Origin of the sequence: Bacillus cereus group sp. BfR-BA-01522 (assembly GCF_022662635.1) — a bacterium.
GTDB classification, from domain to species: Bacteria; Bacillota; Bacilli; order Bacillales; family Bacillaceae_G; genus Bacillus_A; species Bacillus_A cytotoxicus.
In genome coordinates this window covers 133,049-146,974 of record NZ_JAKUDY010000003.1, presented here as the reverse complement: position 1 = coordinate 146,974, position 13,926 = coordinate 133,049, and the positions used below count along the sequence as shown (strand labels likewise).

The following is a 13,926-nucleotide window of genomic DNA, read 5'->3' as shown; positions in this document are numbered from 1 at the left end:
TCTGTATGAGTATCTTTTTAAGTTATATCTTTTTAGGTTTATCCTTATCAGCTCCAATTGGGCCTATTAATGCCGCACAAATGGACAAAGGGATTAAATATGGATTTTTTCATTCTTGGGTGCTAGGAATTGGCGCCTTAATCGCAGATCTTATTTATATGATGCTTATCTATTTTGGAGTTGTCCACTTTCTTCAGACCGATATCGTAAAACTATTTTTATGGTCTTTCGGAACTTTTGTTTTATTCTATACAGGAATAGAAAGTTTAAAATCCGCCAATGAAATTACAATTACGAATCATAAAAGCAAAGAATCCATTATAAAAACTTTTTTCTCTGGTTTCTTCATGTCTTTATCCAATCCAATCAGCATCTTATTTTGAATTGGTATATTTGGCTCCATATTAGCAAAAACCGCTTCTTCATACGACAACGATCATCTGCTTCTTTATAGCCTAGGCATTATTTTAGGAATTTTTTTATGGGATATTACTATGGCCGCTGTATCCAGCTCTTTTCGTAATATACTGAACTTACGTGTTTTATCCTTACTAACAATTTTATCGGGTTTATCGCTAATTGGATACGGAATATACTTTGGCTTTCAAGTATATCAAATCATTTTTCATTGACCCTAGCTCCTTAAACAAAGAAAAGGCAACGATATATAGAAATGCGCAAGTATTATGTATGACAAACCTAGCCATATATCTGGAAATCTTAGGCTCATTATCCATCTTGGCAATAAAGTGAAGCTTTAATTAGTGGGGATTTTCTTCCTCCCCCACTGATTATCACCTCATGCCCTAAAAAAATGTGGGATAAACGCACGCTCCTTACTTCTCATCAAAGCGTTCTTTATCATTATCTAAATATGTATGAGCTAGCTTTTCAATCACATCTATAACATCATACGCCTTCATTTCGTGCTTTGCTACCAATTCACTACCTACAGAAATTTCAATTTTAAACACTTCTTCATGCTTCATTTATGTTACTCCTTACAGAAGTTTTTTGATACACCTTTTCATATAAGTCTAGTCTCCCCTGTCCTTTTTCTCTTTATTCCATTTATATATGAATTGTAAAAGCATATCCATATATACGAATGAATAACAAAAACATATTAAGATTAGTATCAGAGACCACGGCTATGGTCTCTGATACTATTTTTTATAGTAGAAGTGAAGAATAAATCGGGGCAGCTCCTTAACGCAAATATACATTCTTCTCTGACATACTTTCCATACTATAATTTAAGAAAGCACCTTTTCTTCAAGAGCTTCTGTGTGGGTATAAATAAAATTCCCAATCATTTGATTCAACTCTGTAGCTGCTTTTGTCGGGATTTGATGCTTTGTATGATGAATAAATCTCAGTTCATTATACGGTAACTTTTCATGTAATACATTCGCATGACTATAAAATGTTTTATCTTTTTCTCCGTAAACTAATAACACCGGTAGATAAATATTCTGAAGCTGGTGGGTACAATTGTAATGCAAGCTATAACGATAATATTCCTCAATATTTTTCGCATTACCATTTCGAGATTCTCGAAACAATTTTTTAAACAATGTCACTTTATTAGAATTTCCCCACGAAATAGCAAATGCTAAAAATGAAATGGCTTTTATCTTTGCTAATGTTACACCAAGAGAGATTTTATTTTTTAAATATCCTTGACGTACCTCTGACATTCCGCCTATTAGTATGCCTCCTAAGGACCTTTCTGCATAAGTTAACAAGAACTCAAGTGCTACAGAGCTCCCTGTTGAATATCCACATATAAAAGCATTTTTTATTTTTAAGTGATCCAATAAAACTTTCATATCTTTTGCAATTAATGAATAGGTTATTGGTTCCTTTGAACGAAGACTTTTCCCATGTCCTCTAATATCAAAAGCGATTACTTTAAAATGTTTAGATAGCTCCTCTATTTGATACTCAAAATTTGAATGCGTCAATATCGGCGGATGAATAAAAAGAATAGGAGTCCCTTTTCCTTTCACTACATAATAAAGACTACTACCGTCTACATCTAACATTGGCATGTATGGGATCACCTCGATTGTTTGTAATTCTCTTATATAAGCGACTTATTTCAATCTACTTCAGTTTTTATCATTCACCTTTATGAAAAGAAATATGTTTCTTTTCTGTACCGTCTATATAAATGTTTTATTCTCTCAACAGCTACACTAATTGAGCTTCCAATGAAGGCACTTCCTATGATATCGAATGGATAATGATGCCCTAACCAAATTCTTGAAAAACCAGTTAAAATGGCTAAAATCCACATGACACCTCCAAATAAACGCTCACGCAGTAAGATAGAAGTCGCTAAGGCAAATGCCACAACTGTATGTTTGCTAGGAAATGAAGAATTCTTTTTAGCTGGAATAAGTAAACGCACAGGATGTACAATGAATGGACGTGGTTTAAAATAAAAAAACTGAATGAAACGATTTACACATAAAGCAGCTCCTACCGATATACCGGCAAACAATATACGTTTTCGGCATCCATTATTTCTAAACCACATGATAAGTAATAAAAGAATGTAAAGAAATCGAGATTTTTGCGAAATAAATACCATAAATGCATCCAAGCTCGAATTACGACCAGCTAATCCATTAATACTTTTAAAGATCCTGTAATTCATTGAGATTCTCCCCTTTTTCTTTCAGATACTATAATGGGTATCATTCCCATCTGAAATAGAAGTATGCGATTTCGCCCACGTTCTTATTCATTGAAATAAAAGAAAAAGACAAGTAAATGCATGACGCAGAGAAGATTTTTGTGATATGCTATGTAGTTCCACATGTGACTCCGCCTTCCCTATCATTACGCTACACGGAGGCCGTTTGAATGAACAACTTTACTTTTCCCATCATAAGAAAGCTACAATGATACTCGGCAATCTCGTTTCATCTATCACTAGAGGATCCAGCTTTCTTGTTTTAGAAATCCGCAATAGTCATTCCATTCTTTGACAGAAAAACCCTTCATCTGTCTTCCATTCTGCATATAATACATCCTGAAACTTTGTAACCCCTCTTTGTTTGATCTGTTTTAAAAGCCAATTTTCATCAAACCCTGCTTCTCTTAAGTTATCCTTAATAACCTCCCCATCACTGATTAATGAAATCGGCATATATACAGCTTTCTGTTTTAAACTTAAATCTTTAATTGTAGGAGATGCATATTGCGGCTTTTTTATGACGCTTATTTTCCCATTTGGTTCTAAAATCAGATACTCTACTTCCCTAACCGAGAAAATATCTTTTTGTTGTCGCAACATTTGTTGTAGCTGGTTCAAGTCTAAGTGATTCGCACTTAACTGCTCTCTGTCAATATGTCCATTTCGTATAAGGATAGAAGGATGCCCTTCAAACATATTTCTTGCCTTTCGCCATTTTTGCGTCAATACTTCTATCGTATAAATTAATATGATCCATATAAATACAGCGTATAAAATAGACCATACCTTCACTTTAGGATCATAAATAGAATTTCCAACAAGTTCACCAAGAACAATCGCAGAAATAAAATCAAAGGGAGTCAGTTGAGAAATCTGCATTTTCCCTAACAACTTAGTAGCAATTAATAAAACGAAAAAACCGACTATAAGTTCTATGGTAATTTGTCCGATATTCTCCATATGAAATGTCACCTCATAAAATCATTTTATATAAAAAAATATATAATCAAAACGAATTATCCATTTCATAACATACAATGAATAGCACAATCACTTCATTTATTTTCATAAAAGAAGCAGCAAGCTTTATTCGGCCATATCATTATTAATTAATTCTTTTAGAATTTGTGATGGCTCCTTCATCATGAGCTGTTGCTGATAGTTTGTGATACATTCTTGATAACGTTGGAAACGATTTTTATTTTGAAAAAAGGAGCATAATTGCTCCTCAAGAGTTTCTTTTTTACCTGTCACCTTGTTCAGCGGGATGATTACGCCTAACTTTTTTAGCTGTTGCAAATTAATTTCCTCTTGCCCCGGTAATACATGGTATATAAAAATCGGTTTTCTTTTAAATAAACTCTCGCTAATTGTAACTCCTCCAGGCTTTGTAATAATAGCGTCTATTAGATCATAAAGTTTGTTCATTTCTTCTCTACTCGTAATATATGGTAAAGGAATAATATACTCTCGTTGTAATCGTTGAATTTTTTGATATAATTTTTTATTTTTCCCGCATAACACATAAAAATGAATGCTTGTTTCCATTCCTATTTGGTCAATTAATTCTTCCATGGCTCCAACTCCTAAACTTCCACCGGTAATTAAGACTGACAGTGTAGAAGATGGAACGTTTTCTATATGCTCTTTTTGCTTTTTTATTTTTCTATGAATAGGAATTCCTGTAATAAAAATCTGTTCATTATGTATCCCTTTGTTTTGTAAAAACTCGTTCATATAATGGGATGGAACAAAATGAAAATCAATATGTGTAATCCCCCATCCCTGGTGAATAAAGTAATCCGTATATACATTGATAACAGGGATTTTCAGTTCACCTTTTTCTTTTAAATAATTTAATATATATGAAGGCAATGCATGCGTACAAACAATCAAATCAGGTTGTTTTTCTTTTATTAACTTTCTCATGAATGGGACAAACAAAATTTCGTATAACCGATAACGTTTCTGCTCTTCTTCGTTTTTGTAAACAAAATTTTTGTATATCTTGTTGTACAAATTAGGAAGTGTCTTAATCCACTTTAAATAAATGCTAGAAACGAATGCCTCTACTTTCCCATAACTATATGAGAGAATATCAACTTGATCGCATTTTATATGAAGTTGATCGTTCTGTATTCCCTCGATTAATGCATTTGCAACTTGATAATGTCCCGATGGGATTTGTAAAAATGGTAAAAATAAGATCTTTTTTTGCGTTGCATATTGTTCCATACAGCACCTCTTGCCATAACAATTGATGATATATTTTTCGTTCATTTTTTATTATGTAGCACTTTTTCTTTTCTATTCTAGTAGTAATGAATGATGGTTCTTGTTCCATAAATTACATACAAAATGAAAAGATTTTTCATGTATAATTTTTTATAAAAGGAGTGATGAAATGAAAATTTTATTACTATCTATTTTATTTATTGCTCTCTTCTACCTTTTCAAAAAAGCTCATAAAAACACAGCTGATGTTGTTATGAATAGAGTTCAAATCAATCAAAAGTACATTCACGAACAAGATTTAAAATTAAATATTCTACACCTTTCCGATCTGCATCTCGAAAATATTTCTATTTCCCCATCTCAGCTTTATGACAAACTAAAAGATGAATCAATTGATTTCATTGCACTTACGGGAGATTTCCTTGACCGTAAGCGTACTATACCGAAACTTGCTCCCTATTTAGAAGTATTAAATCAATTACACGCGAAGTATGGTATATACGCCGTTTTTGGTAACCATGATTATGTGCTGCACGAAACAGATTTACAAACATTAAAAGAAACACTCGAACAATATAACTGTAAAGTACTGCAAAATGAAAATCATATCATTTATGTTCAAGGTAAACTTATAAATATTATTGGTATTGATGACTTTAGTACGAAACGCAGTGACTTAACAGCCTCGTATAAAGGGATTCAGCAAGGCGTAAATTTAGTATTAACTCATGATCCAAATATCGTTCTTCATATGAAAGAATATCATTTTGACTATTTACTTGCTGGTCATTTCCACGGTGGGCAAATTTGTTATCCAAAGGCCTATCACCTTGTGAAGATGGGGAAACTTGCAAGAATGAATATGATAAAAGGACTTCATACGCAAGATGGGAAACCTTTTTATATTAATGAGGGACTTGGGCAAACAGGAGTAAATATTCGAGTGGGCAGTAGACCAGAAATTACATTGCATCAACTATCAATCTCAACTACAAATAAAGAACTACATGCAGTATAGACAATCAAAGCTGTTAACAGATTTCGTTAACAGCTTCTATCTTTACTCTACAATTAGAATATAGAATTTTATGTTGCTCTACTATCTTCTTTTAGAGACTTCATGTAAGGATTTATAAGGGTATCTTTCCAATAAACTTTCCTTTGACATAAATAAATATTGAGGAGAAGAAGATATATTATTCTTTATCATTTTTATAATCGAATTATTACCAGACAATAAACATATTGGTATAAATGCTATCCATTTAAACCATTTATAAAGAGGATTCGAAATAGAAACAAATTCAAATCCTAATCGATCTGCGCCCCGATTTAACATAGTAATTCCAATTATACCTTTAATTTTATCTGCCTTAGGATGATTTTGAATATATAATGCAAGATCTGGTAAGGACTTTTTGACATATTGATAAATGAACTTTCCTTTTTTAATATTATTTTCAAACGACTTCATTTCATTTAATAAACGAACATTGTGTAAATGAATTTTAATCAAAGTATCATTTTTATTGATTTGTGTACCATCTGAAAGCGTGATATTTTTTCCTTTGTAACGCGTAAGCCTCACGCGCAAAATATTGTCATCACAAGTTCCCTTATGAATATAAGTTAATCGCGTAAATTTGTAATAGATTGGATCAATAAAATTCCAAATCGTTAGTACATAACTTTTCATCTTGTTTTCATTTCCCTTTTTGAAATATTGATAAAACTATTTTGCATATTTTTATGGAAAATATTTAGGAAATCTTAAGATTTTAGAAAAAAAAACGAAGACATTACTATAAGTTGGTATCATAAATTTTTATAAAATATTGCAAGATAAATCATGTGAAATAGAACTGACAATTCTTTTTCTAATTATACTTTTACAGGGGGCAAAGAGATGAATATACTTAATTTCGTCACATCATTATTTACTTCTGGAAGAAGACCGCCACAAATGTTTAACTTGTTTAGAAATAAAAGAAATAATAGAGGATGGATATGGTTTTCCTTATTAGGATTAGGAACCATTTTCAGTGTAGCTGCAACACGGAATTCAAATATAAAGAAACCGATTCAACGGTTGTTTCAAAGTGTTCAAAATACGGCAAAAACTTTTACTCCAGCTAAATTAAACTTTGCAAATACGGAATTCGCTCATGAAATTACACCTAATAAGCAAAAGAAACAAAAGTAACAAAAACTAATCATTAGCACAATTAAGACAAAACTCGCCTCTCACTTACGAGTTTTGTCTTATTCTTAATGACTTTCTTTAAGCAAATTTTACCTCGCATATCAAAAATCAAAATATTTGACAAAAAAATTATTTTATGCTATAATTTACTTTTGATCATTTTAGGATTATAATAAGATTCTCCCGGCCAGGAGAATCTTATTTTTTGTTTTTAAAAAGGAGTGTGTTGAGATGAAAAAAAACGCATCCAGTATAACTTCATTAGTAGCAGCTTTTAGCAGAGCGTATCATAGTCAATTTGATACACCGAAAATTTTTCATGATGATATAGCAAAAGAGTTAATCTCTGCACAAGAATACAATATGATCAAAGAAAACATGGTACAAGGTATACAATTCTTCAACAAAGATATTGCGCAAAAATTGAACGGAAATACAGAAGAACTATTAAAATGGATTACCCAAGTGCAACTCTCTCCCACACCATTAGCACGTGCTGCATATTGTGAAGCAGTATTACTCCACGAAATCACATTAGGATTAACACAATATGTCATACTTGGAGCTGGATTAGACACCTTTAGCTTTCGACATCCAAAACTGGAAAACAACTTAAAAATATTTGAAATTGATCACCCTGCTACACAAACTTTTAAAATAAAACGATTACATGAAACAGATTTGAAAATCCCTAGTAATCTTCACTTTGTTTCTATGGACTTTACGAAAAAGTTTATGTATCCAAACCTAATAGCCGAAGGATTTCGTCGTACAAAAACGTTCTTTAGCCTTTTAGGTGTTTCTTATTATTTAACGAAAGAAGAAATGTCGAATTTGATTCATGATCTATTTACTATCGTTCCACCGGGAAGTTCTATTGTGTTTGATTATGCAGATGAAAAACTCTTTGAAACAAAAGGAATTTCTAATAGAGTTGAAAATATGATCAAAATGGCTTCTACGGGCGGTGAACCGATGAAATCGTGCTTTTCTTATTCTGAAATGGAGAAGATGTTAGAAAAATCCGGTTTACTCATCTATGAACATTTATCACCAACTCAAATCAATGAGCTTTATTTTCGCAATCGACAAGATTATCTATCTGCCTTTGAAACGATTCACTACATTCATGCTGTAAAACAATAAAAAACCCGCTTCATAAGAAAAAGGTGTCCATCGCCTACTGTCATAGGTGATGGACACCTTTCCATTCTCAACATTCCGAAAAAAAAGCATCCACTAGTTGGATGCTAACATGATAAGGAGTTTTTTATGAGTATTGAATAGGATATAAGCGAGTGAGCTTGTCCTACACTTTATCATATGCTTGTCCCTCTCAAAAGGTGAAAAAAGAAAGGATATCCCCAAAATAAATATGTTACTTTTTATAATATTAATCTCTAAAACTTAGCAAATACACCTTTTTCTACTATAAAAAAGATGAATAGATTCATCTATCCACTATTTCAAAGGCTTGCCAATGATTTTAGGGATGTTTCATATACGGTATTTCGATATTTATTATATTCTTAATGATCAATTTAACAGATACACCTTTACATATCTTAACTTGGAGAGATTGGTTAGGCTCTATAGTAGGTTCAGGAATCCTATCTACTGGAATGTTTACTATCAGTAAATTAAATTTCAAATAACTATTTTTTCATATTGTAATCTCATCTCTATTTCTCTTTTTACCTGGATGAAGAATTTTTTCTCAACATCCAATATATGGATTTACCTCACGAATTTTGTTACTATATAGTTAATCTCCATATTATTTCTCTGTCGTCTTTCTAAAAGGACTTGCGTCGGACAGCAAGTCCTTTTAATTTATTTTCTTTCAGTTCACCTTTTGTTTTTTCTACACTAACAAATATTTTCTTTCTAAGTCATACAAACGTTTAAGAGTATAGTATTCATCTCTTATATCCTCTTGCAACTAAGGATACTGAAACACAAGAAATACAACACGATTTTTTTAAATACTATTTTAAAACCCTTCTTCTGTATAAACCTTCGCATTCTGTTAATACTATACATAGGCTGTATGCCATAGCTCATTGAATGACCTCTGACTTTTTTCTTTCTCCAGTCCCCCTTGGAGATGAGCGGTTAGCTTCTGCTAGCTGCTCTTTTTCTCAGTCAACCTTTAAAAAGTAGTATATTCGAATAATTATATTGTAAATATTTGACCTAGACACTCATCTAACTTTTGTGTATGATATTCTCAAAGAGTAAGGTAAGAGTTACTCTTTGCCATTTTGAAAAAGGTTCTGCTGGAGACAGCAGAACCTTTTTTGTGAAGTGAAAATATTATTATAATATATTATTATGTTTTTTATATCCCTTCTCAATCTCTGATGACAGTAATACAGAACGAAGTCATAAAGAAGTAACATCTATGAAAAAGTTCAAATCATGTTGGAAAAACGATGCGAAAATAACTATCATGACTATGATTAATTCTAACAACAATCGTTACAATTTCAGAAGTTTGACACAGCTTCAAAAAAAGATTATAAAGAAAAATGAGATCCCTAATATTTAGTTCCACAACCTGAAACATGCTCATGTGACTTTAATGTTGAATACGGTATATTCATCTGAAGATTGTGAGTGGAAGATTAGGACATAAACGAGTAGGCATCACATTGGATACCTACTCTCATGTTGTACTAGGACTTCAAGAAGCTGCGGTGGATTAATGTGCGAACGATTACAAAAGTTGGTTTCATACTCATATTTTTATAAATATTCTTGACTGTAATAAATGTTTAATTTAATCCCCTATTTTTTCACTTACCTTCAAAATTTTCATGCTTGTCGCACTTAAAAGAACCTGATTTAAGAAAAGTCCGTTAGAAAATTCGTTGTATGCATGGGAAATGAAATAGTATTCACTTTTAATTTACATCATCGCTATTCATTCCCTCACTCCTTATTTGTCCTTAACAACAAACAAGACGCTACCCAGATTACGGCAGCGCCTACTATAATTGCTATTGGTTTAATCATTAACAAGTATATCTGGCCCCTTCTTCAACATGTACGAGAAGCCCGAAATAAATACGACACTAAATATAATAATAGAAGACCACATATTAAAATGATATTCTTTGCCTGCAACTAAATTATAGATGTTATGGACCAAGAAATTCCCACCTATGATAATTCCGCCTAAAAACGAACTAATTAATATACTCACTAAATAAAATTTGAGCTTGTAAAACATTTTCCATCTACTCCTTTTCTAAAATAACCTTTATATAAGCTCCCTTAGAAAATTATACCATTTAGTTTTTCAGATATTATTAAATCTATAGATAAATTAAGGTTATTTTAAGGAAGGTAGGTGTTCTTCATTCAAATGTCCATTTTGTTCCACTTCACGTTTAATGTGTAATTTCTATATAACAAAGAAAACATACTAAGATTAGTCGTACAGACCATGGCTGCTTTCTGATTAACCTAAAAATATTCCCTTTGATACTGTTATCGCGAGAGCTTTCATAACCTAAAATGGGATACTTTCCCTGTTCTTTGATTACCTATTTCACATTATTCCAAACCGTATCATTTTTGATCGCATTTAGGAACTCATGCCCTTCCCAAGTTAATGAACTGTAAATCCAGCCTGTTCCAATAATCCTAAATGGTAAACCGCTATTGTTCTATCGATATCAGATGGTATCTTTAATTCTTTCCCATCATCGTCTTGCTCTTCAATAAGTACTAATAAACTTCTAACTAATTCCTTTTGCTATTCGGACTTGGAATACGAAAATATATTTCGTTTGCCACGGAAGATGAAAAAGAACACCGAAAACTAAAAACCATGTTTTCCATCATTGCAATTTTATCTTGCTACGCTGCAACTATGTTATTTTTTTATCTAATTCAGTCTACAGTTTGTACATATACTATTTCTGTCCCTCTGTATAAAACTTAATATTCCGTCAATACTGTTTATTGATGAGCTGTATGCCATAAGTTCATTCAGATTGGCCTCCAATACGAGCAGTTAGCTTTTGCTAGCTGCTCTTTTATTGCTTGTCTACTTCATCCCATTCACCGTCATATATTATCCAACCACCGCAATCATACAAGTCTTTTTGAAGATTCTGTTTTCTTTATTTTTCACGTGCAATCTGTTCTATAATTTTTCTTAATGATTCCTGTGCTTTTATATAATCACTTTCCAACTTCATAATCCTTTTTTCGCTCTCTTCTACATATTGCATATATGCTTTGACTCTTCGTTCATTCCACGGTATTTTCATGGTAGCCTCTCCCTTCTACCCCAATAGCGTTTTTTGTTATAAGTCACTCAAATTCATACAATATTAGCCTGTCTATCTCTTCCTTGTAAATTAATATTTCAAAGTAATTGCCATTCTCAATGCAATTAGACTTATTCAGGTCAAAAACAAACAACTTTTCATCTTAATCTGTTTGTTTTTCTAAAATCACCTCATCTTCAAGCTGTTTGTATAGAAACAGACACAGGAGGATGTTTGTTAAAAACGCATAAGCATCATTTCCTTGTTGTTGCCCTTCTTCATTAATCTAACTTAGTACATGATTAGTAACTGTACTCATCTCTTTTCCCCCTCCAAAATAACTAATAAAGTACAACTATTTGTCCATTTCATCCTATAGCCTTAATTCCCTTCCCTATGCTATGTCCCATAGGAACATCTCCATTTTGTTCACATATACTTTAAAGGAAAAATATGAAACACCTACCCTCAAATGCTTCAAATTAATTTACTAGTATAACTAATTAAGACACACTTAACAGTTTGAAAAAATTTTTTAAAGGAGGTATTTATGAGACATAATCAAAAATCACGCTCACCCAATTCGTGTGATAAATTTCAGCACCCCTGCTTTATTTCTATATCCCCTTGTGATCAGAGCAATTGTTGTACACCTGTCTTTTTCTCAACTTCTCAACAGCAAGAATTATTAAAAATAATAAACCAATTAAACCAAGCTATCCTTTCTTTTTTTACAACACCGAATCCGGCAACTATACAAACACTTCAATCAGCATTACAGGCATTAAATAATTTATTAATAGCGGTACAACCAAATACACCAAATAGAAATTTAGTTATAAGAACCATAAATCAATTAATCAATTCCTTACCTACTGCATCTCTTACTCAAATTTCAGCATTATTTCAATTTCTATTCCAAAATTTATCTTCACTTATTAGTTGTTCAAACCTGCCAGATTCTTTATTACAACAAACATTCAACTTAATTTTACAAGGAGTCTTGAATAGTTCACTATTAAGTAATATTGGGCCGACCGGGCCGACGGGACCAACTGGACCGACCGGACCTGCTGGGACGGGAGTTGGAATTACAGGACCAACTGGACCGACCGGACCTGCTGGGACGGGAGTTGGAATTACAGGACCAACTGGGCCAACCGGACCGACTGGAACGGGAGTTGGAATTACAGGACCGACCGGGCCAACCGGACCTGAAGGGCCTGAAGGGCCTCAGGGACCTCAAGGCGTGCAAGGAATCCAAGGACCTGAAGGGCCTGAAGGGCCTCAAGGACCTCAAGGCGTGCAAGGAATCCAAGGACCTGAAGGGCCTGAAGGGCCTCAAGGACCTCAAGGTGTGCAAGGAATCCAAGGGCCTGAAGGGCCTCAGGGACCTACCGGACCAACAGGGGATTGTGAGTGCCCAACGGGACCAACAGGCCCAACGGGACCGACCGGGCCAACAGGGCCGACTGGGCCGACCGGGCCTGCATGTAATTTCCTTGTTTATGCTACAAATGCAGGAACCCGTGACGACCCTACAGATGATACAGTATCTGTAATCGACACCAGAACAAATACGGTAGTCGATACGATTACTGTAGGTAATGCACCTCTTGAAGTAACAGTTTCTCCAAATGGGGCTCGTGCTTATGTTACTAATATTTTCTCTAATACTGTTTCCGTTATTGATACTGCTACCAATACTGTTGTAGCTACCATTCCTGTTGGCACTAATCCAATTGGTGTAGCTGTTTCTCCAGATAACACAACTGTGTATGTTGGAAATCATGGTAATGATACTGTTTCTGTTATTAATGCTGCTACTAATACCGTTGTAGCTACCATTCCTGTTGGCATCGATCCACAAGGGGTCACTGTTTCTCCAAATGGAGCCCTTGCATATGTTGCAAATGAATTAAGTAACACAATTTCTGTTATTGATACTGCTACTAATACTGTTATCGCTACCATTCCTGTTGGCGTTCGTCCTAGGATAATCGTCTTCACTCTAGACGGGACTCGTGCTTATGTCACAAATCAAGACAGCGGTACTGTTTCTGTTATTGACACCGCTACTAATTCCGTTATTGATACAATTAACGTAGGTACCGAACCTGTTGGTATAGATATTACACCTGATGGCACTCTTATTTACGTTGTAAATAAAGTTAGCAATAATGTATCAGTAATAAACGTGGCAACAAATACTGTAATCGATACAATTCCTGTTGCACTATCCCCAGATCAAGTAACCATCATACCTGATGGCACTCGTGCCTATGTTACAAACCAAGCTAGTAATACAGTTTCTGTTATTGATATTGCTACTAATACTGTTATCGCTAATGTCCCAGTAGGTGTCGCTCCAACCGGAATAGCTACCGGAACTATTTGTGAATAAAATACAGAAATAGGCGACAAGAATAATTTTTATTCGTTATATTCTTTCTTTAACTATGTTTGAACAACTAGAATAAACCTCTATATTCTGTCAA

Annotated in this window: 13 protein-coding genes and 2 pseudogenes; 6 read left to right on the top strand and 9 right to left on the bottom strand. The window is 33.5% G+C overall.

Annotation, left to right across the window (positions count from 1 at the left end):
• Positions 1-5 precede the first annotated feature (5 nt).
• Positions 6-632: pseudogene (locus tag MR059_RS05845) on the top strand (LysE family transporter).
• A 204-nt stretch (positions 633-836) separates the two neighbouring features.
• Here MR059_RS05845 and MR059_RS05840 read toward each other — a convergent pair.
• From MR059_RS05840 to MR059_RS05820, 5 genes are all read right to left on the bottom strand, one after another.
• Complete coding sequence (locus tag MR059_RS05840) at positions 837-989, bottom strand: hypothetical protein (protein WP_012094207.1); 153 nt, start codon at positions 987-989, stop codon at positions 837-839.
• A gap of 267 nt (positions 990-1,256) precedes the next feature.
• Positions 1,257-2,054 (bottom strand): alpha/beta fold hydrolase, encoded by a 798-nt coding sequence (locus MR059_RS05835; RefSeq protein WP_012094205.1) that lies wholly within the window; start codon positions 2,052-2,054, stop codon positions 1,257-1,259.
• Positions 2,055-2,134: 80 nt separating this feature from the next.
• Complete coding sequence (locus MR059_RS05830) at positions 2,135-2,665, bottom strand: undecaprenyl-diphosphatase (protein WP_012094204.1); 531 nt, start codon at positions 2,663-2,665, stop codon at positions 2,135-2,137.
• 318 nt (positions 2,666-2,983) lie between these two features.
• A complete protein-coding gene (locus tag MR059_RS05825) occupies positions 2,984-3,667 on the bottom strand; it encodes a YetF domain-containing protein (RefSeq protein ID WP_012094203.1) in 684 nt (227 codons plus the stop codon).
• Positions 3,668-3,793: 126 nt separating this feature from the next.
• Entirely contained in the window at positions 3,794-4,942 is a 1,149-nt protein-coding gene (locus MR059_RS05820) for an MGDG synthase family glycosyltransferase (protein ID WP_012094202.1), read from the bottom strand.
• 169 nt (positions 4,943-5,111) lie between these two features.
• Here MR059_RS05820 and MR059_RS05815 point away from each other — a divergent pair, with 169 nt between their 5' ends.
• Positions 5,112-5,960 (top strand): metallophosphoesterase, encoded by an 849-nt coding sequence (locus tag MR059_RS05815; protein WP_012094200.1) that lies wholly within the window; start codon positions 5,112-5,114, stop codon positions 5,958-5,960.
• Between the two features lie 81 nt (positions 5,961-6,041).
• Here the strand turns inward: MR059_RS05815 and MR059_RS05810 are convergent, their stop codons facing one another.
• Positions 6,042-6,638 (bottom strand): YkoP family protein, encoded by a 597-nt coding sequence (locus tag MR059_RS05810; protein WP_012094197.1) that lies wholly within the window; start codon positions 6,636-6,638, stop codon positions 6,042-6,044.
• A 210-nt stretch (positions 6,639-6,848) separates the two neighbouring features.
• Here MR059_RS05810 and MR059_RS05805 point away from each other — a divergent pair, with 210 nt between their 5' ends.
• The 3 genes and pseudogenes from MR059_RS05805 to MR059_RS21980 all read left to right on the top strand — a co-directional run.
• Positions 6,849-7,145 carry a hypothetical protein gene (locus MR059_RS05805; RefSeq protein WP_041809700.1) on the top strand — a complete coding sequence of 99 codons (297 nt, stop codon included), beginning with the start codon at positions 6,849-6,851 and terminating at the stop codon, positions 7,143-7,145.
• 231 nt (positions 7,146-7,376) lie between these two features.
• Positions 7,377-8,291, top strand: a complete 915-nt coding sequence (locus tag MR059_RS05800) for a class I SAM-dependent methyltransferase (protein ID WP_012094195.1) — start codon at positions 7,377-7,379, stop codon at positions 8,289-8,291.
• A 1,342-nt stretch (positions 8,292-9,633) separates the two neighbouring features.
• A pseudogene (locus tag MR059_RS21980) lies at positions 9,634-9,853 on the top strand (site-specific integrase); the annotation flags it as partial.
• Between the two features lie 302 nt (positions 9,854-10,155).
• Here the strand turns inward: MR059_RS21980 and MR059_RS05795 are convergent.
• From MR059_RS05795 to MR059_RS05790, 3 genes are all read right to left on the bottom strand, one after another.
• Positions 10,156-10,380, bottom strand: coding sequence for a hypothetical protein (locus MR059_RS05795; RefSeq protein ID WP_041809697.1), 225 nt, complete (start codon positions 10,378-10,380; stop codon positions 10,156-10,158).
• A gap of 316 nt (positions 10,381-10,696) precedes the next feature.
• Entirely contained in the window at positions 10,697-10,777 is an 81-nt protein-coding gene (locus MR059_RS22200; RefSeq protein WP_368860178.1) for a DUF2513 domain-containing protein, read from the bottom strand.
• A gap of 501 nt (positions 10,778-11,278) precedes the next feature.
• Positions 11,279-11,428 carry a hypothetical protein gene (locus MR059_RS05790; RefSeq protein WP_157671209.1) on the bottom strand — a complete coding sequence of 50 codons (150 nt, stop codon included), beginning with the start codon at positions 11,426-11,428 and terminating at the stop codon, positions 11,279-11,281.
• 550 nt (positions 11,429-11,978) lie between these two features.
• On the opposite strand from MR059_RS05790, the gene MR059_RS05785 reads away from it, so the two are divergent.
• Positions 11,979-13,832 (top strand): YVTN family beta-propeller repeat protein, encoded by a 1,854-nt coding sequence (locus MR059_RS05785; RefSeq protein ID WP_242161620.1) that lies wholly within the window; start codon positions 11,979-11,981, stop codon positions 13,830-13,832.
• Positions 13,833-13,926: the final 94 nt, after the last annotated feature.

What these genes read in the sequence shown, in the direction of transcription:
- MR059_RS05840 (WP_012094207.1), bottom strand. Translation starts at nt 989, where the DNA reads ATGAAGCATGAAGAAGTGTTTAAAATTGAAATTTCTGTAGGTAGTGAA.
- MR059_RS05835 (WP_012094205.1), bottom strand. Translation starts at nt 2,054, where the DNA reads ATGCCAATGTTAGATGTAGACGGTAGTAGTCTTTATTATGTAGTGAAA.
- MR059_RS05830 (WP_012094204.1), bottom strand. Translation starts at nt 2,665, where the DNA reads ATGAATTACAGGATCTTTAAAAGTATTAATGGATTAGCTGGTCGTAAT.
- MR059_RS05825 (WP_012094203.1), bottom strand. Translation starts at nt 3,667, where the DNA reads ATGGAGAATATCGGACAAATTACCATAGAACTTATAGTCGGTTTTTTC.
- MR059_RS05820 (WP_012094202.1), bottom strand. Translation starts at nt 4,942, where the DNA reads ATGGAACAATATGCAACGCAAAAAAAGATCTTATTTTTACCATTTTTA.
- MR059_RS05815 (WP_012094200.1), top strand. Translation starts at nt 5,112, where the DNA reads ATGAAAATTTTATTACTATCTATTTTATTTATTGCTCTCTTCTACCTT.
- MR059_RS05810 (WP_012094197.1), bottom strand. Translation starts at nt 6,638, where the DNA reads ATGAAAAGTTATGTACTAACGATTTGGAATTTTATTGATCCAATCTAT.
- MR059_RS05805 (WP_041809700.1), top strand. Translation starts at nt 6,849, where the DNA reads ATGAATATACTTAATTTCGTCACATCATTATTTACTTCTGGAAGAAGA.
- MR059_RS05800 (WP_012094195.1), top strand. Translation starts at nt 7,377, where the DNA reads ATGAAAAAAAACGCATCCAGTATAACTTCATTAGTAGCAGCTTTTAGC.
- MR059_RS05795 (WP_041809697.1), bottom strand. Translation starts at nt 10,380, where the DNA reads ATGTTTTACAAGCTCAAATTTTATTTAGTGAGTATATTAATTAGTTCG.
- MR059_RS05790 (WP_157671209.1), bottom strand. Translation starts at nt 11,428, where the DNA reads ATGAAAATACCGTGGAATGAACGAAGAGTCAAAGCATATATGCAATAT.
- MR059_RS05785 (WP_242161620.1), top strand. Translation starts at nt 11,979, where the DNA reads ATGAGACATAATCAAAAATCACGCTCACCCAATTCGTGTGATAAATTT.